Raw genomic sequence first — 20,314 nt, 5'->3', positions numbered from 1 at the left:
CCGATGAGCGGACTGGGCATCACCGTCACCGCCCCCGACGGCGTACCCGAGGTGCGTAAGGGCGACGACCTCGCCGCCCTGCTCCTCGACGCCCTGGAGTCCCCTCTGGTCGACGGCGACATCGTCGTGGTCACCTCGAAGGTCGTCTCCAAGGCCGAGGGTCAGGTGCGGGAGGGCAACCGGGACGACGCGCTCCCCGGGGAGACGACTCGGGTGGTGGCCCGACGCGGGCCGACCCAGATCGTGCGCAGCCGCCTCGGGCTGACGATGGCTGCCGCCGGGATCGACGCCTCCAACGTCGAGGCCGGTTACATCGTGCTGCTCCCCCTGGACCCCGACGCCTCCGCGCGTGCCCTGCGCGCCACATTCCGCGACCGCACCGGCGCGAACGTCGGGGTGATCATCACCGACACCGCCGGACGCGCCTGGCGCGACGGGCAGACCGACATCGCCATCGGCGCCGCCGGCCTCGAGGTGCTGGAGAGCTTCGCCGGCCAGGTCGACGCCTACGGCAACGATCTCGTCGTCACCGCCCCCGCCGTCGTCGACGAGATCGCCTCGGCGGCCGAGATCTCTCAGGGCAAGCTGGGCGCGCGTCCGTTCGCGGTCCTGCGCGGCCGGGCGGACCTCGTCCGCGAGCCCGGTGACGACGGACCGGGAGCGAGCGCGCTCATCCGCCCCGAGGGGTCGGACTTCTTCGGCTTCGGGGCCAGGGAGGCCGTCGTACGCGCTCTGAAGGGTGCCGCCGAGGACCAGGCTCCGTTCGGTGCGCCGGCGAGCGTCGAGGAGCTCTCCGCGGCCGTCACGGAGGTGACCGGGACCGCCCCGGTCCCGCACGGGTACGGGCTTCGGGTGGCCGGAGCCGAGCCAGCGGTGATCGCCGCGCTGGCGTTCGCCCACGGCTGGCGATGCGAGCGCGAGGAGAACAATCACGGGGCAACTTCCCTTCTGCTACCACTGACCACCTAGAATCTGCGCGTCCCGACAAAAGACCCGAGGTACGCCGAACCGTGGCCAACAAGTCGCTCAGCAAAGACCGCAAGGCGGTCATCAACGACATCCGCAAGAAGCAGGGCCGCGCAGAGCGCGTCCGTGGTGCGGCAATCGTCGGTGTCTGCATCGCCATCGCCCTTGTGATCGTGGGTGCCGCCGCGTGGGGCCCGATCACCGGCTACTTCAAGGACCGCGAGTTCAACGACGTCGCGCTCCAGGACATCGGCAAGAGCACCAAGGCCGCCGGCTGCCAGAAGGTGACGGAGATGGCGGCCGACGGCAACCAGAACCACATCGCCACCGGCACCGAGCAGACCTACACGACTGCTCCCCCGGCCTTCGGTCCGCACTGGAACGAGGCCAACGTCGCGCCGGCCGACATGTCGCGCAAGTTCTACACCGCGGACGACCGCCCTGACCTCGAGGCGCTGGTGCACAACCTCGAGCACGGTTACACGATCGTGTGGTACGACGAGACCGTCTCCGAGGACGAGCTGAACGTGCTCCGGGCGGTCGGTGACAAGTTCGCCGGCACCTCGAACTTCCGCTACAAGTTCATCGCGGCTCCGTGGACCGCTGCCGACGCCAAGGAGACGGCGGTCGCCGGCGACAAGAAGACCGAGTTCCCCTCGGGCACCCACATCGCGATGACGCACTGGTACGCCGACGCCGCCAACCCGACCGAGGCGTCCACCCAGAAGGGCGTCTTCCAGTACTGCGAGGGTGTCTCCGGCGAGGCGATCAAGGACTTCATGGAGAAGTACCCCTACACCAACAGCCCTGAGGCCCAGGCCATGTGATTCTGGCCCTCAGGACGTACGAAACGGCCGTCTCCCTTCGGGGAGGCGGCCGTCTCTCGTTTCGAGCGAACCAGCTCAGGTGAGGTCGGTGCGGTCGGAGTCCTTGAGGGCGGCGACGATCTTCTTGACCTGCTGGGCATGCGTACGAGTGGTGACCAGGACGGCGTCGTTGGTGTCGACGACGACGATGTCCTCGAGGCCGATGAGGGCGACCATGCGGCCCGAGTGGGGCACGACCAGGCCGGTGGAGTCGAGGGCGTGGACGAGCGAGGCGTCGCCGAGGATCGTGGGGCCCTCGGGCGAGGCGGTGGCGGCGGCCTGGAGCAGCGTCGCGAGCGAGTCGAAGTCGCCGATGTCGTCCCAGCCGAGGTCGGCGGGCACCGTGGCGACCTTGCCGGCGGCGGCAGCGGGCTCGGCGACCGCGTGGTCGACCGCGATCTTCGGCAGCGTCTCCCACAGCTCCTCGAGCCGCGACGGCTCGGCGGCGATGGCCCGCAGCCGGTCGGTGAAGCCGGGGTCCGACTCCGCGAGCAGTTCGAGTAGGACGGTGGGACGGACGACGAACATCCCGGCGTTCCAGCGGTGGCGGCCGGTCGCGAGATAGCCGGCCGCGACCTCGGCCGACGGCTTCTCGACGAACTCGTCGACCAGGTACGCCCCCGGGTGGCCGTCCAACGGCTTGCCCTCGGCGATGTAGCCGAACGCGGTCGAGGCGAAGGTCGGCGAGATCCCGATCGTCACCAGCCAGCCGTCCGCGGCGATCGCCGCGGCGCTGCGTACGGTCTCGTGGAAGTTGTCGACGTTGCGGATCACGTGGTCAGCCGCGAAGGAGCCCATCACGGCCTCCGGGTCGCGCCGCTCCAGGAAGGCCGCGGCCAGGCCGATCGCGGCCATCGAGTCGCGCCCGCTCGGCTCGGCCAGGATGGCGTCGTGCGGCACCTCGGGCAGCTGCTCGCACACAGCCCGCTCGTGGACCGCGCCGGTCACCACCATGATGCCGTCGGAGACGGGCTCGAGGCGGTCGTAGGTCTCCTGCAGGAGGGTACGTCCGTGGCCGGTGAGGTCGCGCAGGAACTTCGGCTCCGAGGACCGTGAGAGCGGCCACAGCCGCGTGCCGGCACCACCAGCGGGGATCACTGCCCAGAAGGTCATGCGGCACACCTTAGGGTTTCGATGTGCAGACCTATCCCGAGACCCTCGCCCAAGCACTGCGGACAGACCCGGGCGGTCCGTTCGTGACCTTCTACGACGAAGCGAGCGGCGAGCGCCAGGAGCTGTCGACCACGACGTACGCCAACTGGGTGGCCAAGGCCTCCGGCCTCCTCCTCGACGAGCACGGCCTCGAGCGCGGGGACAGCATCCGGATCGACCTGCCCACCCACTGGCTGGCCACCGTCTTCCTCGGCGCCGCCTGGAACACCGGGCTCGTCGTGACCGACTCCGACGGTTCCGATTCCTCTGGCCCTGATGCCGTCGTCTGCGGCCCCGAGACGCTGCCCGCCTGGGCGGATGAGGCCGGGAAGCGGCCGACGCTGGCGTGCTCGCTGCTTCCGTTCGGCGTACGTTTCGCCGATCCGCTCCCCCAGGGCGTGCACGACGTCGGCATCGAGGTCTGGGGACAGCCGGACGCCTTCACCCCCTGGGACCCGCCCGCCGCGGACGACGCAGCCACCTCGTGGGCCGGCGTCGAGACCAGCCACGCTGACCTGTTCGGAGGCGACGGGAAGGCCGTACGGCTGCTCTCGACCGTCCCCTCGGCCTCGCCGGCCGGTGCCGAGCTCCTGGCCTCGCTGCTCGCCGGCGGCGGCTCGCTGGTGCTGGTCACCAACGCGACCGAGGATCGACTGGCAGCTCTCGCCGAGTCCGAACGCGCTCAGCCGAACTGGTCGTAACCCCGTAGGGCGCCCATCTGGGACTTCCGGTCCCAGCCGCCGCTCTGGTTGTGCTCGTAGGCGAACCACATGCCGTCGGACTTGCGACGCAGCAGCAGGTCGCCGCCGGTGGAGGCGCCGCGCAGGTCCTTGGTCGCGAGGATGAAGTCGAAGACGCTGGTGTCGATCCCGGGGTCGGAGTAGGTGGTCAGGCCACCGGGGCCGTTGGTGCGGAAGATCAGCAGCTTGCTCGAGACCCTGACGACCACCTCGGGAGAGCCGTCGTCGGCGTAGAAGCGGCCGGCCCCGATGACCTGGGTCGAGCCGCTGACCGCGCTGCGCATCCTGTAAGGGGCGCCCAGCGCGCTGGTGCCGCGCCCGGGCCAGACCCGGATCTCGCCGGAGGAGTGCTTGCCCACGAGGTCGGGCCAGCCGTCGCCGGTGATGTCGCTGACCACGTCGATGACCGAGACGGACCCGAAGCCGCGCCCGATGATGACGCCGGTGGCGAACGTCTCGGTGCCGTTGCCGCGGTTGACCCGGATCGTGCCGTCGGTGTGGCGGATCAGGATGTCGCCGTCGCCATCGCGGTCCCAGTCACCGGCGTTCATCAAGGTGGCCGAGGTGCCGCCAACGAGGTTGGTTGCCCGGGGCGTACCGAGGCGGGCGTTGCCGTCGGTGCGGATCACGACGATCCGCCGGTCGCTGGACCGCCGGGCGACCAGGTCCGGGTAGCCACGGCCGCTGATCTGTGACTGCAGCTCGCGCGCCGCCCAGCTCGCCTGCTTCGAGCCCGCCTGCGAGCGGATCGTGCTCAGCTTGGCGTAGAGGTAGCGGCCCGGGCATGCGGTGGAGCCAGCGTCGCGATGGCCCATGATCGCGTGCGAGAAGGTGCGGTCGCCCATCCGGGTGGAGCCCTTGTTGCCGCGGACACCGTGCAGCGACAGCTTCCACGCGAACAGCGTCCCGAAGGCGTTCACCAGCGCGGTCGGAGGTGCGACGTTGTCGAAGTTGCCGATCGCGGAGGCGCCGAAGCCGTAGCTGTTGTGACCCGAGGTGTGAGCACCCACGACGGGACGGTCGACGCCGCCGTAGCGGCCCTCCCAGATCCGGCCGAACTTGTCGACCAGGAAGTTGTAGCCGATGTCGCGCCAGCCCCGGCTCTGCACGTGGTAGGCGTAGATGCTCCGGATGATCCCCGGCACCTGGTCCCTGGTGTAGGAGTTGGTGTTGACGGTGTGGTGCACGAACCCACCGCGGACCTCGTGGTAGTCGGGCGGGCCGGCCTCGCGCACGCTCTCGTCGGCACCCCACTGGCGACGGCTGTAGATGCTGGGCTTGGAGGTGTACGCGGCCGCCGACAGCGTCGCCGCCTCCCCCTCCTCGGCGCTCTGGGTGCCCTCGGTCGCCTCGGCCGGCTCCGGGGCATCATCGGCCCCGGTCTCGATCTCGGGCGACTCGCTGCGGCTCGCGGCCGCCTCGCCGGGCGTGATCACCGCCAGTCTGAGGTCGGCCGGCACCTCGGCACCGGTCAGCCGCAGCCGGGTCTGGACCTGGTCGACCTCGCCGACGACCGCCTCCATGGTGCCCGGCCTCGACCCGTCCGCCTCAGCGGAGTCCGGGTCAGGAGCATGGTCGTCGACGTGGACGTCCAACGCCTGCCAGGCGCTCCACGTCCCGTCCTCCAGCGTGCGTACGTCGGCCCCAACCGCCTCCTCCGGGACGACCGCGCCGGGCGCCCAGGTGAGCCCGACGGTCCCGAAGCCGTCCACCGGCTGCGGCAGGCTGATGACGGTCGCCGCGTCGCCCTCAGAAGTGGCCTTCTTGGCCTCAGCGGTGATCCGTCCGGCCACGCCGTGCCCGGACGGGGCGGTCAGCGAGATCTCCTCGAGGTGGGCGTCGACCGGGTCGGAGGGCACCTGTGCCGCTGACGGCACCGCCACCTGGTTCCCGGAGACGGGAACCTCGCCGGGTCGGACCACCTTCAGGTCGACGACGGTGCTCGCCGGGACCAGCGCGGCCAGGACGAACCCGAGCACGAGCAGCTGCTGGGTCGAGGCGACATAGCGCGACCGGGCGCGCTCGACGTCGCTCGACTGCTCTTCTCCGGCCTGCGAATGCACGTATGGATCCCCCTGGTTCCGTAACACCAGGGAACATCTTTCACATCAGCCACAGACGTGGGAAGAGCCTGCGGGGAACTACAGATCTGTAATTCCCCGCAGGCTCTCGCCCCTGAGCTCAGCTCAGACTTCCGCTCCGAGCGCGCTGTCGGCAGCGTCGAGCCTCTTCTGCGCCACCGAGCCCTTGGCGTCGTCCTCACCGTAGTGGAGGTACTCGATGCCCTCGTCGACGTCGCCGTCGAAGACCAGACGGCCCTTCTCCAGGCAGATGACACGGTCGCACATCCGCTTGACCGAGCCGGCGGCGTGGCTGACGTAGACCACGGTGCGGCCGCTGTCGCGGATCTCCTCCATCTTCTCCATGCACTTCTTCTTGAAGGGCTTGTCACCGACGGCGAGGACCTCGTCGGCGAGGAAGATGTCGGAGTCGATGTGGACGGCGACCGAGAACCCCAGGCGTGAGTACTGTCCCGAGGAGTAGTTGCCGACCGGCGAGTTGAGGTGGTCGCCGAGCTCGGCGAAGTTCACCACGTCGTCGTAGATCTCGGCGGTCTCCTCGGCGGAGAGCCCGTAGATCGCGGCGTTGAGGAAGATGTTCTCCCGGCCGGACAGCTGCGGGTGGAAGCCCGCACCCGTCGCGATCAGGCCCGCGATCTGGCCACGCGTCTTCACGACACCCTGGTCGGGGCGCATCACTCCGCTGATCAGCTTCAGCAGGGTCGACTTGCCCGAGCCGTTCAGGCCCATCAGGCCGACCGACTCGCCCTGCTTGATCGTGAAGGTGACGTCGTCCAGCGCCTTGAAGGTGTTGGAGACGGCCCGTCCCTTCATCTTGGCGACGGTGATGTCCTTGATGCTGCGGTGGTAGCGGAGCGTGAAGTTCTTGGTGACTCCGTCCACCACGATCGAGTCGGCGGTCATGTCAGACGCTCCGGAATCTTGTTCTCGTACTTGCTGAAGACCACCTGGGCGATCACCAGCAGGACCAGCGAGACACCGAACGCACCCAGACCCCACATCCACAGATTCTCGGGCAGGTGCTTGGCGGCGGTCTCCTCGGGATTCGGGGTCACCCCGACCCAGAAAGCCTGCTGGAAGAGCAGCACGGCGTCCGCGATCGGGTTGAGCAGGTAGATCCAGGCCTTGTCCCCGAGGGCGCTCTCGATCATCGAGAACGGGTACATCATCGGGACGCCGAAACGGATGTAGTTGGTCAGGATGTTGACCGCGCTGCCGAAGTCCCGGAAGAAGACGTTGGCCAAGCTGAAGACCAGGGCCAGAGCGGTGCCCAGCGCCATCACGATGCCGAGCGCGAGCAGGAAGGAGGGAACCGTCTCCCAGGTCGGCGTCCATCCGCTGAACAGACAGACGACGATGAGGATCAGAGTCGCCGGCACGAGGTGGTAGAGCGAGACCAGCATCGAGGCGACCGGGAACATCTCCTTCGGCATCGCCATCTTCTTCAGCAGCCCCTTGTTGCCGAGCAGGGACCGCGTCCCTGCCCCGAAGGTCTCGGTGAAGAAGTGGACGATGACCAGCCCGGCGAACAGGTGGACCGGGTAGTTGTCCATCCCCTTGTCCGCGCCCATGATCTTGCCCATGAAGATCCAGTAGACGAGGAACTGCGTCAACGGGTTGATGTAGGACCAGAAGACGCCGAGGATCGAGTTGGAGTAGCGACCGCTGATCTCCCGCTGCACAAGCAGCTTGAGGAGGTAGCGGCTCTTGAAGACGGAGAGCAGACCGAGGTTCTCCGCCGGGGGTGCCAGCGGCGCGTCGACGATCCGTACGGGGCGTTCATCAACTCCGGTTGCCATCGGACCCCTTCTCCTCAGCGACCTTCCACGGCTCGAACGTCTTCTCCCAGGCCTCCGGCGAGGTGAACTCGCTCAGCTTGGAGCGGTACTCCTCGGCCAGCTTCGGCCACTGGCGCTTGAGCCGGCGGTGCACCTTGATGGTGTCCTTCAGCATCTGGTTGAAGCGCTTCTTGTCGCGGCGGTAGAAGGCAGCGCCCTGCTGGTCGTTCATCGACACGATGGCGCTGTCGTACTTGGTGATCCGGTACCACTGGTTGTCCATCGCGGCGAGCTCGGCCTCGGGGAACTCCGTGGAGAGCTTGCGCGGCTTCATGATCTGCCGGATCGGCGCCTTGAGCGCGGCCAGCTTGACCTCGCGGCTGGTCGGGACCTCGGTGTCCTCCTTGCCCTTGCGCGGCGGCTTGTGGCGGCGCACGGGCGGGAACTCGTCACGGTCGGCCTTGAGCTGCGCGTCCGGGTAGTCCTTGACCATCTCGCGTACGGCGGGAAGCTGGGTCGCGAGGGTCTCGTGCAGCTTCTCAGGGCCGGCGAGCACGTCGAGCAGCGCCTGGTGGCGCAGCATGACCGTCGAATACTGCATCGAGACCAGGTGCTTGATCTGGTGAGAGAACGACTCGGTGACCATGCGGCCGCCGTCGTCGTAGATCGAGTGCAGCAGCGCGGCCACGAAGCGGTTGCGCTGGTGGAAGTAGGACTGCCAGTCGAGGGCGTCGTTCTTGTCGGTCCACGGGACGTGCCACACGGCCGCACCCGGGAACGACACGGTCGGGAAGCCGGCCGCCTTGGCGCGCAGGCCGTACTCGGAGTCGTCCCACTTGATGAAGACCGGCAGCGAGAGCCCGATCTCCTCGATCACCTTGCGCGGGATCAGGCACATGAACCAGCCGTTGAAGTCCACGTCGACGCGCTTGTGCAGCCAGCGCGTCGAGCGCAGGTTGCGGGCGCCGAAGTCCCAGTCGCCGTAGACGCCGGGAGCCGACTGCCACCAGAAGCGCCACGGCTGGACGATCTCGCCGTAGGAGTGCAGGCGGGACTTGGCGTAGAGCGAGAACATGTGGCCACCGACGATGGTCGGCCGCTTGGCGAGGTCACCGAAGGTGATCGCGCGGATGATGCCCTCGGGCTCGCAGACGACGTCGTCGTCCATCATCAGGGCGTACGTCGCGGTGCCCTTGCGCAGCGACTCGAGCTGACCACGCGCGTAGCCGCCGGAGCCACCCAGGTTGCCCTGCTCGATGATGTGCAGCAGGTCGCCCAGGGCCTTCTCGGCCGCGGGGAACTCGACGTCGTCGGCGACCTTCTTGGTGCCCTGCTCCATCACGAAGACGGTGTCGAGGTAGGGGCGCAGCGCTTCGTCCTCGCCCATCTGCGCGAGCAGCTTGGCGCAGAAGTCGGGCTTGTTCATGGTGGTGACACAGATGTCGACGGTGCCGTGCTCGGCACGGTCGTCGGGGACCTCCGCGGTCCACTCGGCCGAGGTGATGACGGCGTCCTCGTCGGAGGCGACAACGTCGTACCAGTACCAGCCACCGTCGACGAACGGCTTCAGCGGCAGGTCGAAGGTGAAGGTGCCCTCGGGGTTGGTGCCGGTGTCGGCGGCGTCGACGCGCTGGGAGCGGCCGTTGGCCATCGACTTGTAGACGATGACGCTCGCGCCGCGACCCTGGAGCGCGACGGTCAGCTTCACGCTCTCGACCACGGTGTGCCGGCGCCAGTAGCTGGCCGGGAACGCGTTGAAGTAGGTGCCGAGCGAGAGCCGCTCACTCTTCAGGATCCGCAGCGCCGTACGCGACTCGATCTGGTCGGGGTGGATCTGGGTCCCGTCGTTGATCGACTGGCGGATCTGGGCGTTGTTCAGCGCCTGGGCCGTCTTGTCGGAGCCGACCTCGTACTTGTCGGCGTCGAGGATGGCAGCCTGGTTGTCGACGTAGAGCGGTAGTACGTCGGAGTCACGGTCCAGGGGCAGGATCTGCCGCTGGAGCAGTCGGGTCACGCTCATTCGTCAACGCCTCCGGAGGTGAGCGGGGTGCCGTCCTCGAAGTGGGGACGGAGCTTGTTCTCGAACATGGTGAGCGCGGACGCGATCGCCATGTGCATGTCGAGGTACTTGTAGGTGCCGAGGCGGCCACCGAAGAGCACCATCGGCTCCTTCTTGGCCAGGTCGCGGTAGACCAGGATCTTCTCGCGGTTGTCGGCGGTGTTGATCGGGTAGTACGGCTCGTCGCCCTCCTGGGCGAAGCGGCTGTACTCCTTCACCACGATCGTCTTGCCGGGCTTGTAGCGGTCGGCGCGCTCGGGGTGGAGGTGCTTGAACTCCAGCTCACGGGTGAACGGGACCTCGGGGTCGTTGGCGTTCACCACGCCGGTGCCCTGGTAGTCGTCCACGTCGAGGGTCTCGGACTCGAGGTCCACGGTGCGCCAGGAGAGCTTGCCCGCGGAGAAGTCGAAGTACTCGTCGACCGGACCGGTGTAGACGATCGGGACCTTGCCCTTGAAGTCGTCGACCACGGTGAAGAAGTCGGTGTCGAGCATGACCGTGATGTTCGGGTGGTCGGCCATCCGCTCCAGCCACGCGGTGTAGCCGTCGACCGGGAGGCCCTCGTACTTGTCGTTGAAGTAACGGTTGTCGAAGGTGTAGCGGACCGGGAGGCGCGTGATGATGTCGGGCGACAGCTCCGTCGGGTCCTTCTCCCACTGCTTGGCGGTGTAGCCCTTGATGAAGGCCTCGTAGAGCGGGCGGCCGATCAGCGAGATCGCCTTCTCCTCGAGGTTCTTGGCGTCCTCGGTGTTGAACTCGGAGGCCTGCTCCGCGATCAGCGCGCGCGCCTCGTCGGGGGTGTGCGACTTCCCGAAGAAGGAGTTGATCAGCGCGAGGTTCATCGGCAGGGAGTAGACCTGCCCCTTGTACTTCCCGAACACCTTGTGCTTGTAGTCGGTGAACTCGGTGAACTTCCGCACGTAGTCCCACACCTTCTCGTTGGAGGTGTGGAAGAGGTGGGTGCCGTACTTGTGCACCTCGATGCCGGTCTCCTCGTCGAACTCGGAGTAGGCGTTTCCACCGATGTGCGGACGGCGCTCGATGATGAGCACCTTCTTGTCCAGCTCGGTGGCGGCGCGCTCGGCGATGGTGAGGCCGAAGAGGCCGGAGCCGACGACGACGAGGTCAGGAGTGGTTTCAGGGGAGGACACGATCGCTCAGTCTAGGTCTCTGTGGGTAAGGGGTCGGTCAGGGAGGTCAGGCGGATGGGACGGTTCAAGAAGTGGGCAGGGTTCGCATGCCTCGCGCGGCGCGCAGGGCCTTGATCACGTTGACGGCCTCGTGCTTGCCGCCTCGCAGCGGGCTGAGGAGAACCACAGCCGCGGTGATGAGCCAGGGCTTGAGACGTACGAGGACGTTCTCGCCGTAGCGGAAGTGGACGACGAAGAGGTTGCGGTACATGTAGAAGCCCTTCCAGCCGGCCAGGTCGTGCTGCTGGCTGAAGTCGAGCTGTCGCACGAGCACCGCGTCGCGTACGGCCCAGATCGTGCGGCCGGCGCGGCGGGCGCGGATCGCGAGATCCACGTCGTCGTAGAAGATGAAGTAGGTGGGATCGGGAAGCCCGATCTCCTCCAGGACGGTGCGGCGGATCATGAAGCCCTCGAAGGCGACGTTCTCCACGGCGACCCGCTCCGGAAGCGCGTCGCGGGTCGGGTAGGTGTCCATGACCGAGGAGGTCTTGGGCTTGATCGCGAGCGGGTTGCGCAGGTCGAACTTCAGCGCAGCGAGCTCGATCAGGTTGCCGTTCTTGTCCTCACGCACGGAGAAGAGGCAGTCCTCGTCCTGGGCGAGCAGAACCTCGAGGCAGTCGTGGGCCGGGACGACGTCGTCGTCGATCAGGTAGAGACGGTCCCACCCCTGCTCGACCGCGGCCTTGGTGCCGAGGTGGAAGCCACCGGCGCCGCCGAGGTTCTCCGGGCTGTCGATCACCTGCAGGTTGGGGGTGATCGCCTCGGCGAGGACCTGCGCGGTGTGGTCGGTGGAGGCGTTGTTGACGACGATCACCGCGTCGGCGGGCTGGTCGAGCTTGGTGAGCCCGTCGAGCAGCCCGCGCAGCATGTCGGCGCGGTTGTAGGTGACGACGACGATCGCGACCGTCTCACGGGTGGTGCTCAACGAAGGAACCTCTCGTGTCCACTGAAGTCCCCCCGGATGGCAGCCCACCACGCCTGCGCAGAGAGCCGGATCCGCTTCGGCTGCGGCTTGGTGAGCAGGTAGAACCATAGAGTCTTCGCCACGAAAGCCAAAGCGAAGGGCCATCCTCGGTAGTCGCGCAGGTTGAGCAGGTTGTTGCGCGCCATGCAGTAATGCTTCAGGTCGCTCGGCGTGTGGTTGTACGTCGCCCTCCCCCACGCCATCGGGGTGCCGAGATCGCCGACGGAGGGGTGGCGCACCTGAGCGCCGACGACGGTCGCGATCCGCGCCCCGGCCTTCTCGGCCCGGAGACGGTATTCGTGGTCGTCGCCCCAGATGAAGTACTCCGCTCGGGGGTAACCGATCCGCTCCACCAGGTCGCGGGTGACCAGGACCCCGTTGAACGGGATCACGATGTCCTTGATCAGACCGTCGGTGGCGGCTGCCTCGACGTCGGCGAGCTGGTGCACGACCTTGGAGCGGCCCGGGAGCCGGATCGGGAACACCAGGCGGCCGGGGTCGCCCTCGTCGACGACGAGCGGCCCCCAGAAGTCGAGGTCGGTCTGCTTGAGCAGCAGCGCCAGGCAGTCGGCGTCGGGCAGGCCGTCGTCGTCCATCAGCCAGACCAGGTCGGCGCCACGTTCGATCGCCATCTCGAGGCCGTCGTGGAAACCGCCGGCGCCGCCGCTGTTGCGCTGAAGGGTGCGGGCGATCACCGGCACCTGGCGCTGACCCGGCTCCTCGGCACCGTTGAGCTCAGCGAGCCACTGCGACGTACCGTCGGTGGAAGCGTTGTCGATGACGATCACCTCGTCGAGGCCGTCGACCACGTCGAGCCGCTCCAGCAGTCGCTGCAGCAGCTCGAGACGGTTGAAGGTCACCACGACCGCGGCGACACGATTGCTCCCTGGCACGGATCCAGACTAGCCGCGACCGCGGGGTATCCCGGGAATCAGCGAGTCGCTGTGACCTGCGCTTAACCCGTTGTTCAACAGGCTGAGGCGAGGTCGTCGGTCTCGTTGGCCTGGTAACCCTTGTTGCGCGAGCCCAGGGAACCGCCGGTGACGGGACCGCCCTTGTCGTCGGCCTCGGAGGCGCCGGCCTTGGGCTTGCCCTCGGCCTTCTGCGTGGGCGCCTTGGTCTCCCCGTCGTCGCCGGTGCCGGGCGACTCGAAGACCTCCTCCTTCTTCGGGGTGGCCTTCTTCACCGCCTTGCGCACCTCGGCGTGGATGTCGGACATGTCCGGGTCGGCGGTGTTGACCAGCGGAGGCACCAGCGACAGCGTCGAGATCTTCTGCGACTTCGCCTTCAGCGCCAGCGCCGAGAACCGCTCGATCTCGCTCGGCGGGACCGAGGTGGTGATGGTGGAGCCGGTCGCCTTCGCGACGTCCTGGTAGTGGCGTACGACGTCGGCGGGGCTGGTCTGCTGCAGGATCGCGTTCAGGACGCACTTCTGGCGAGCCATCCGGGAGTAGTCGTCGGAGTCGTGGCGGGCCCGTGCGTACCAGAGGGTCTCCCAGCCGTCGAGCTTCTTCGTGCCGGGCTGGATGTGGGTGTAGAAGCTGTCGGAGGGGAGGCCGACCGGGATCGGCTGGCGAACCTTCAGGGTGACTCCCCCGATGGCGTCCACGATCTCCTCGAAGCCGTTGAGGTCGACGATCGCGTAGTAGCTGATCTGCAGGTCGGTGATGCCCTCGACGGCGTCCACGGTGGCGGCCATCCCGGGATCCTTCTCGCCCTTGTAGAGCTCCTTGTGCTCACCGGCCCAGGTGCTCACGCCGTTGAGGTAGCAGCCGTCGCAGTCGAAGCCGCGCGGGAACTCCTCGTCCATCGGCGAACCGTCGTCGAAGGTGAAGTTCTGCATGTTGCGGGGCAGGCCGATGAGCACCGTACGTCCGGTCACGGCGTCGATGGAGGCGACCGTGAGCGAGTCGGGACGCAGGCCCCAGCGGGTCTTCCCACCGTCGGAGTCGGCGCCGGCGAGCAGCACGTTGAAGCGGCCGTTGTGGGCCTCCGCAGCCTCGGCGCCGGCGAAGATCGCCTCGACCATGCCCTTGTGGACGCCGACCAGGTGGGCGCCGAAGATCAGTGTCGCGGCCACGGAGAAGGCCAGTGCGCCGTTGATCGCGACCACGATGCGGCGCTGTTTGAGGTCGAGCTCGAGCGGGCGGCCCAGGCGCCAGGCGTCGATGAAGAGCGCTGCCCAGGCGATGGCGCCGGCGATGAGCGCGAGGCGGAACAGGCCCAGCAGCCACGGCGTCGTGCCGAGCCGGAAGATCAGGCCGTGCCACAGCAGGGAGATCGCGAAGACGAGCCCGGTGGTGACCGCGAGACCGATGACGGTCCAGATCGCGATCCGGCCGACGCGGCGGTTGCCGGCGACGAGCTGGGCGGACCCCGGCAGCAGCAGCGTGATCAGCAGCAGCGCCATGGCGCGACGGAACCGCACGCGGGAGGCGCGCTCGGCGGCCGTACGCTGGGGCCGGTAGTTCTGCTCAGCCATCTGGGGTCCCTCGAGTGATGAGTTTGCACCGCCAGTATCACCAGTCACACGAGTAACACGGTGGTGCGACGCGCCGACTAACTTTAGCGGCCTGGCACGGTACGTTTGAGCGCATGCCAAACCCCCGCAACCCTGGCAGCCCCAACGATCCCCGGTCGCAGCAGTACGGCTGGGCGTACGGCAATGGCCAGCATGCTCAGCCTTCGGGGCCCGAGCCCACCAACGTCATGCCCACCGTCCGGCGCCCGTCCGGCGGCGCGCCGCCTCCGGCGCCGCCGCGTGGCGGCTATGACCGGCCGCTGCCCCAGCCGGGGCAGATCGCGCCGACCCCTGGGCAACAGGGCGGGTATGGCAACCAGGGCTACAACCAGGGCTACAACCAGGACTGGAGCCAGCCGAGCGAGTACGGCGGCAACGGTGGCAACGGTGGCTATGGGGGTCCGGGCGATGGCTACGGTGGTCGCGGGGGCCGCCAGCCCAAGCCCAAGAAGCGCCACCCGTTCCGCCGGTTCGTCGCCATCGTGATGATCCCGGTACTGATCCTGGTCGGCGCGGTCGCCTGGATCGGCATCAGCGCCTGGAACAAGGTCGACAAGGTCCCCTATGAGCCGACCGCGGGCGAGCGGCCCGCGGACCAGCCCGGCACGACGTACCTCATCGTCGCCAGCGACTCGCGCGAGGGCCTGACCGCCGAGGAGAAGAAGAAGCTGCACACCGGCGATGCGGCCGGCAGCCGCACGGACACCATCAAGCTGCTGCACACCGGTGCCGGCAAGACGATCGTGGTCACCATCCCGCGGGACTCGCCGGTGGACGTCCCCGGTCACGGCACGACCAAGATCAACGCGGCCTTCGCCTACGGCGGTCCCGAGCTGCTGACCCAGACGATCGAGCAGAACACCGGCGTACGCATCGACGGCTACGTCGAGATCGGCATGGGCGGCCTCGCCCGGCTGGTCGACGGTGTCGGCGGCGTCGAGATCTGCCCGAAGCAGGACATGAAGGACCCGCTTGCCGGGTTGGACATCGAGAAGGGCTGCCAGGAGGCCGACGGCGCGACCGCACTGGCCTACGCGCGTTCACGTCACGTGGAGAGCACCGGAGACCTGGCGCGAGGCGTCAACCAGACCGAGGTCATCTCCGGCATCGGGAAGAAGATGACCAACCCGGCCACCGTGCTCAACCCGTTCAAGCTCGCCGAGATGGGCAAGGGCGCCGAGGGCCTCAAGGTCGGCAAGGGTATGAGCGTCATCGGCGGCGCGAAGTTCGCCTGGGCCTTCAAGGCTCTCGCCGGCGGCTCCGCGATGACCTGCGGTGTCCCGATCGTGGGCATGAGCACCCAGTGGGATCGGGAACGTGCGCTGACGATGTTCGGTCACATCAAGGAGGACACGGTCGACGACATCCCCGCCGACCTCTGCACGCCGACCGGCCTGCCGAAGAGCGTGACCGGATAACTCCCGCCTCATCACAGCCGTCCCTACTGACTTTCGTCGGTAGGGACGGCTGCTTTTCGTCCACTGTGCCCGGCCGCGTACGTCCCTAGGTTCGAGGCATGATCACTCTGGACCACCTGACCAAGAGATACGGCGCGACCACCGCGGTCGACGATCTCACCCTGCAGATAGAGCCCGGCCGGGTCACCGGCTTCCTCGGCCCCAACGGCGCCGGGAAGTCCACGACCATGCGGATGATCCTCGGCCTGGACCGGCCGACGTCGGGGACGGCGACGATCGACGGCCGTCCGTACGCCTCGCTGCGGCGCCCGCTGCGCGAGGTCGGTGCGCTGCTGGACGCCAAGGCGGTGCATCCCGGTCGCCGGGTGCGTACGCATCTGGTGGCGATGGCACGGAGCAACTCGATCCCGGTGGCCCGGGTCGATGACGTGCTCGAGCGCGTCGGTCTCGCCGGGGTCGCCCGGCGGCGGGCCGGGAGCCTGTCGCTCGGGATGAGCCAGCGGCTCGGGATCGCGGGGGTGCTGCTCGGCGATCCGCGGGTGATGCTCTTCGACGAGCCGGTCAACGGGCTCGATCCCGACGGGGTGATGTGGATCCGGAAGCTGCTGAGGTCGCTCGCGGCGGAGGGGCGTACGGTCCTCGTCTCCAGCCATCTGATGAGCGAGATGCAGCAGACCGCCGATCATCTGGTCGTGCTGGGCCGCGGGCGGCTGCTCGCGGACTCCTCGCTGGAGTCTTTCGTCGCCGGGTACGGGTCCTTGGAGGAAGCCTACTTCCGGCTCACCGGCGGGAGCGTCGAGTACACCGGGACGGAGGTGGCCTGATGCTTGCTGCGATCTCGTCCGAATGGACCAAGCTCTGGTCGGTCCGCTCGACCTGGTGGTGCCTGATCGGCGCGGCCGCGCTGATGGCGCTCTACTCGGTCCCGCTGGGCTTCGACGCCGCCGAGCCGAACCCGGACCTGTCCCACGCCGACCAGTTGCTGCATGTCGAGGAGGTCGCCACCGCGGGGCTGCTGTTCACCCAGTTCGCGCTGATCGCGCTGGCTCTGCTGACGGTGACCTCGGAGTACGCCTCCGGCAGCATGCGTACGACCCTGCAGTGCGAGCCCCGGCGCGGCCGGGTACTGGTCGCGAAGCTGGTCGTCGTGGAGGCCGTCGCGCTGGTCGCCGGAGCGCTCCTCGCCGTCCTGGGTGCCGGCCTCGGCTACCTGACGGCGGGCGACTACGGGGTCTTCGACGTCTCCTCGGTGGCCACGGTGGCCGGGAAGATCAGCGTCTACATGGGCGTTGTCGTCGCGCTGGCCATCGGGCTCGCCGTCGGTCTGCGCAGCACCGCCGGGGCGCTGGTCGTGGCGTTCCTGGTGCTCTTCCTGCTGCCGATGGTGCTGATGATGAGCGGGATGGACCTGATGACCGATGTGTCCTACTACCTGCCGGGGACGGCGGGCACGGAATACCTCGGCATCGGGATCGCGACCCTCTTCGGGCTCTCCGACGGGCTCCCCTACGGCCGCAACGGCGGGCTCGGGCTCTTCGCCGCCTGGTCCGTGGCCACCCTGCTGGCCGGCTACCTGGTGTTCCGCCGGCGCGACGCCTGAGGCTTCCGCCTGCTAGCGGTCCTCGCTCACGAGCCCTGCCTCGTGGGCGAGGACCGCTGCCTGCACCCGGTTGCGTACGCCGAGACGACCGAACGCGCTGCTCAGATAGGCCTTCACGGTCCCCTCCACGAGGTGGAGACGGCGACCGATCTCGGCGTTGGAGAGCCCGGCACCGACCAGCGCCATCACGTCGCGCTCGCGGTCGGTGAGTGCGGCGACCTTGGCCCGCGCGTCGGCGGCCCGCGACATCCGGTCACCGGCCCCGGCGCCGAGCTCGGCGATGACGCGCTGGGCGACCCGTGGCGAGAGGAAGGCGGCGCCGTCGGCGACCGCGTGCACGCCCGCGAGCAGCTCGCGGGGATCGCCGGACTTCAGCAGGAACCCGCTCGCCCCGTCGCCGAGGGCCCGGGCGATGTAGGCGTCCTCGGAGAAGGTGGTCAGCATGACTCGCGCGGTCTCCGGGGCGGTCCGGGCGATCTCCGCCCCGGCCGCCAAGCCGTCCATCCGCGGCATCCTGACGTCGAGCAGCGCGACGTCGGGCCGGTGGCGCTGTGCCGCCTCGACCGCCTCGCGCCCGTCGGCGGCCTCGGCCACCACCTCGATCGCCTCGTCGGTCTCCAGGATCGCGCGTACGCCGGCCCGCACCATCGCCTCGTCGTCGGCCAGCAGCACCCGGATCACAGGCGCACCCCGCGCCGCTGGTCCTCGCGGGCCGGCAGATCGGCGACCACCTCGAACCCGCCGCCGGCGGCGGGGCCGTGGCGGAGCGTGCCTCCGGCGGCGCGCGCCGCCTCCTCCAGCCCGGCCAGGCCGAGGCCGGTGGTGGGCCCGACGCGCGGAGGGAGGGTCGCGCGGCCGTTCGTCACCGAGAGGCGTACGCCGTCGGCTCCCGTCTCGACCGAGACCGTCACCGACGCCCCGGGAGCGTGCCGGGCCGCGTTGGTCAGCGCCTCCTGCACGATGCGATGGGCGGCGACGTCCCGCACCCCTTCGCCGTCGTCGAGCGAGCCCGCCAGGCGTACGTCCATCCCCGACTCACGCGCGCGCTCGACCAGGCCGTCGATCCCGGTCGCGGCCGGGGTCAGCGGCGCCTCCTCGGCGGCGGGGCGGAGCACGCCGACGATCTCGCCGAGCCGCTCGGTGGCCCCGGCTGCGGCCGCGCGGATGGCGCCGGCCGCCTTCTGGTGGGCGTCCGTGAGCCCCGGTGCCACCTCGAGCGCACCGGCGCGCAGCGCGATCAGGCTGAGCTCGTGGCCCAGCGAGTCGTGCATCTCCTGGGCGATCCGGGCGCGTTCGGCGAGCTGGGCCTGCTCGATCTCGGTCGAATGGTTGCGGGCGACCTGGCGCAGGTAGCGGCCGCTGAGCCACGGCAGCGCCATGAAGATGATCATGTTGCCGGCCATCGCGACCTGCACTCCGCCACCGTTGACGACGGCGTCCAGCACGGTCAGCGCCACCACGGCCACGCCCGCCACGACCGCCGACGGCCACACCTGGTCGGCCCATCTGCCGACGAGGAAGCTCACCAGGGCCGCGAGGGCGATGTAGCTGATCAGGACCCACCCGTCGTTGGCCACCACCGTGCCGCCGACCAGCGCGCACACGATCGCCACCGCGACGGCAGGCTGCCTCTGCCGGACCCACATCGCGAGCGTGACGCCGAGGACTCCCACCAGCGCCGACCAGCCCGACCACTGCGGGTGGCCGGCGTCGCTCATGTAGAGGTGCTCGCCGGCGACCGCCACGACCAGGAGGCCCGACAGGATCGGCGTGGCGGGAAATGACCGAGCCGACAGGCGGGGCCGTCGCAGCAGACTCACGCCCACCACGGTAGTTGCGGCATCGCTCCGGACGTACCGACTTTCGACAGTACTTGGACCCGCCCATCCGCGACTGAACGGACCCATTACGCGAGAGGGGTCTCGACAAGCTCGACCACCGGTGCAGACTGTGACCCATGGCTTACGAGACCCTGACCTTCGACGTGGACGCCGATGGCATCGCGCTCCTGACCCTCAACCGCCCCGACGCGCTCAACTCGTTCACGGTGACGATGGCGCGCGAGCTGGAGGAGGTCTTCACCACCGACGCGATGGCCGACGAGGTGCGCGCGGTCATCGTGACCGGCGCCGGACGGGCGTTCTGCGCCGGGATGGACCTCTCCGCCTCCGGAAACGTGTTCGGCCTCGACGAGTCCCTGCACCCGACGCCCGAGAGGCTCGCCGAGCACCTCGCCGACCCGGCCAACCACCCCGAGTACGCCGAGGGCGTACGCGACACGGGCGGCAAGGTCACCCTCGCGATCCACGCACTCCCCAAGCCGGTGATCGCGGCGATCAACGGCCCGGCGGTCGGCATCGGCGCCACGATGCTGTGCGCGATGGACGCGCGGCTTGCCTCCTCGAAGGCGAAGATCGGCTTCGTCTTCGGCAAGCTCGGCATCGTCCCCGAGGCCTGCTCGTCCTACTTCCTGCCGCGCGTCGTGGGTGTCCCCCGGGCCCTGGAGTGGCTCTACACCGCCGAGATCCTCGACCCCGACCAGGCCCTCGACGGCGGTCTCGTCCGCAGCATCCACCTGCCCGACGAGCTGCTGCCCGCAGCCTTCGAGCTGGCCCGGAGGTTCACCCAGAACCGGTCGCCGGTCGGCACCGCGCTCGTCCGCCAGCTGATCACCCGCAACGCCTCCGCACGCCACCCGCTCGAGGCCCACCTGTCCGACTCGCTGGCGATGTTCTACGCCTCGATCGGCGACGGCAAGGAGGGAGTCGCCGCGTTCCTGGAGAAGCGGACCCCCGAGTTCACTTCGAAGGCGTCCGAGGTCCCGGACGTCTTTCACGGACAGATTTTTACGGGCTGACCTGCAGCGATAGCCGTTGACCCCCTGTTGTGGGGCCGCATCCTGGGCTACGGTCGAAAGTGGGCCCGCCCGCTGGTCCCTCACCCGGGTGTGGCCGCGGCCGGCACGCAGTGCCCAACCCG

Annotated in this window: 17 protein-coding genes and 1 pseudogene; 7 read left to right on the top strand and 11 right to left on the bottom strand. The window is 68.9% G+C overall.

Going from position 1 to position 20,314, the window contains the following annotated elements; translation table 11 throughout:
- Window positions 1-3 precede the first annotated feature (3 nt).
- Together OH802_RS09995 and OH802_RS09990 are read left to right on the top strand one after the other, a co-directional pair.
- Entirely contained in the window at window positions 4-969 is a 966-nt protein-coding gene (locus tag OH802_RS09995; RefSeq protein WP_406027457.1) for a coenzyme F420-0:L-glutamate ligase, read from the top strand.
- A 41-nt stretch (window positions 970-1,010) separates the two neighbouring features.
- Window positions 1,011-1,793, top strand: coding sequence for a DUF3105 domain-containing protein (locus OH802_RS09990; protein WP_406027455.1), 783 nt, complete (start codon window positions 1,011-1,013; stop codon window positions 1,791-1,793).
- 75 nt (window positions 1,794-1,868) lie between these two features.
- Here the strand turns inward: OH802_RS09990 and OH802_RS09985 are convergent, their stop codons facing one another.
- Window positions 1,869-2,945: a mannose-1-phosphate guanylyltransferase gene (locus OH802_RS09985; protein ID WP_406027453.1), complete on the bottom strand. Its 1,077-nt coding sequence runs from the start codon at window positions 2,943-2,945 to the stop codon at window positions 1,869-1,871.
- A gap of 23 nt (window positions 2,946-2,968) precedes the next feature.
- Between OH802_RS09985 and OH802_RS09980 the strand changes: the two genes are divergently transcribed.
- On the top strand, window positions 2,969-3,685 hold the full coding sequence (locus OH802_RS09980; protein WP_406027451.1) for a TIGR03089 family protein: 717 nt from the start codon (window positions 2,969-2,971) through the stop codon (window positions 3,683-3,685).
- On the opposite strand, the gene OH802_RS09975 is transcribed toward OH802_RS09980, so the two are convergent.
- From OH802_RS09975 to OH802_RS09940, 8 genes are all read right to left on the bottom strand, one after another.
- Window positions 3,667-5,787: an N-acetylmuramoyl-L-alanine amidase gene (locus OH802_RS09975; protein WP_406027449.1), complete on the bottom strand. Its 2,121-nt coding sequence runs from the start codon at window positions 5,785-5,787 to the stop codon at window positions 3,667-3,669. The two genes, OH802_RS09980 and OH802_RS09975, sit on opposite strands and share 19 nt — an antisense overlap.
- Window positions 5,788-5,910: 123 nt before the next feature.
- Complete coding sequence (locus OH802_RS09970) at window positions 5,911-6,708, bottom strand: ABC transporter ATP-binding protein (protein ID WP_406027447.1); 798 nt, start codon at window positions 6,706-6,708, stop codon at window positions 5,911-5,913.
- Entirely contained in the window at window positions 6,705-7,604 is a 900-nt protein-coding gene (locus OH802_RS09965) for an ABC transporter permease (protein WP_355017873.1), read from the bottom strand. Before OH802_RS09965 ends, OH802_RS09970 begins: the two co-directional genes overlap by 4 nt.
- On the bottom strand, window positions 7,588-9,603 hold the full coding sequence (locus tag OH802_RS09960; RefSeq protein WP_406027444.1) for a glycosyltransferase: 2,016 nt from the start codon (window positions 9,601-9,603) through the stop codon (window positions 7,588-7,590). Before OH802_RS09960 ends, OH802_RS09965 begins: the two co-directional genes overlap by 17 nt.
- A complete protein-coding gene (glf, locus tag OH802_RS09955; RefSeq protein WP_406027442.1) occupies window positions 9,600-10,793 on the bottom strand; it encodes a UDP-galactopyranose mutase in 1,194 nt (397 codons plus the stop codon). Before glf ends, OH802_RS09960 begins: the two co-directional genes overlap by 4 nt.
- Before the next feature lie 64 nt (window positions 10,794-10,857).
- Entirely contained in the window at window positions 10,858-11,757 is a 900-nt protein-coding gene (locus tag OH802_RS09950; RefSeq protein WP_406027440.1) for a glycosyltransferase, read from the bottom strand.
- On the bottom strand, window positions 11,754-12,689 hold the full coding sequence (locus tag OH802_RS09945) for a glycosyltransferase family 2 protein (protein WP_406027438.1): 936 nt from the start codon (window positions 12,687-12,689) through the stop codon (window positions 11,754-11,756). Before OH802_RS09945 ends, OH802_RS09950 begins: the two co-directional genes overlap by 4 nt.
- A gap of 74 nt (window positions 12,690-12,763) precedes the next feature.
- Window positions 12,764-14,278: an LCP family protein gene (locus OH802_RS09940; RefSeq protein ID WP_406027436.1), complete on the bottom strand. Its 1,515-nt coding sequence runs from the start codon at window positions 14,276-14,278 to the stop codon at window positions 12,764-12,766.
- A gap of 113 nt (window positions 14,279-14,391) precedes the next feature.
- Between OH802_RS09940 and OH802_RS09935 the strand changes: the two genes are divergently transcribed.
- From OH802_RS09935 to OH802_RS09925, 3 genes and pseudogenes are all read left to right on the top strand, one after another.
- Window positions 14,392-15,735, top strand: a complete 1,344-nt coding sequence (locus OH802_RS09935) for an LCP family protein (RefSeq protein WP_406027434.1) — start codon at window positions 14,392-14,394, stop codon at window positions 15,733-15,735.
- A gap of 98 nt (window positions 15,736-15,833) precedes the next feature.
- Window positions 15,834-16,484: pseudogene (locus OH802_RS09930) on the top strand (ABC transporter ATP-binding protein); the annotation flags it as partial.
- 74 nt (window positions 16,485-16,558) lie between these two features.
- Window positions 16,559-17,335, top strand: a complete 777-nt coding sequence (locus OH802_RS09925; RefSeq protein ID WP_406027432.1) for an ABC transporter permease subunit — start codon at window positions 16,559-16,561, stop codon at window positions 17,333-17,335.
- A gap of 12 nt (window positions 17,336-17,347) precedes the next feature.
- Here the strand turns inward: OH802_RS09925 and OH802_RS09920 are convergent, their stop codons facing one another.
- Together OH802_RS09920 and OH802_RS09915 are read right to left on the bottom strand one after the other, a co-directional pair.
- Window positions 17,348-18,016 (bottom strand): response regulator, encoded by a 669-nt coding sequence (locus OH802_RS09920; RefSeq protein ID WP_406027430.1) that lies wholly within the window; start codon window positions 18,014-18,016, stop codon window positions 17,348-17,350.
- A complete protein-coding gene (locus OH802_RS09915) occupies window positions 18,013-19,155 on the bottom strand; it encodes a sensor histidine kinase (protein ID WP_406027428.1) in 1,143 nt (380 codons plus the stop codon). The genes OH802_RS09920 and OH802_RS09915 overlap by 4 nt, the downstream gene beginning before the upstream one ends.
- Before the next feature lie 137 nt (window positions 19,156-19,292).
- On the opposite strand from OH802_RS09915, the gene OH802_RS09910 reads away from it, so the two are divergent.
- On the top strand, window positions 19,293-20,192 hold the full coding sequence (locus tag OH802_RS09910) for a crotonase/enoyl-CoA hydratase family protein (protein WP_406027426.1): 900 nt from the start codon (window positions 19,293-19,295) through the stop codon (window positions 20,190-20,192).
- Window positions 20,193-20,314: the final 122 nt, after the last annotated feature.

The sequence above is a fragment of the Nocardioides sp. NBC_00850 genome (assembly GCF_045207335.1).
GTDB lineage: Bacteria > Actinomycetota > Actinomycetes > Propionibacteriales > Nocardioidaceae > Nocardioides.
This window is presented reverse-complemented; position numbering and strand designations above follow the sequence as displayed.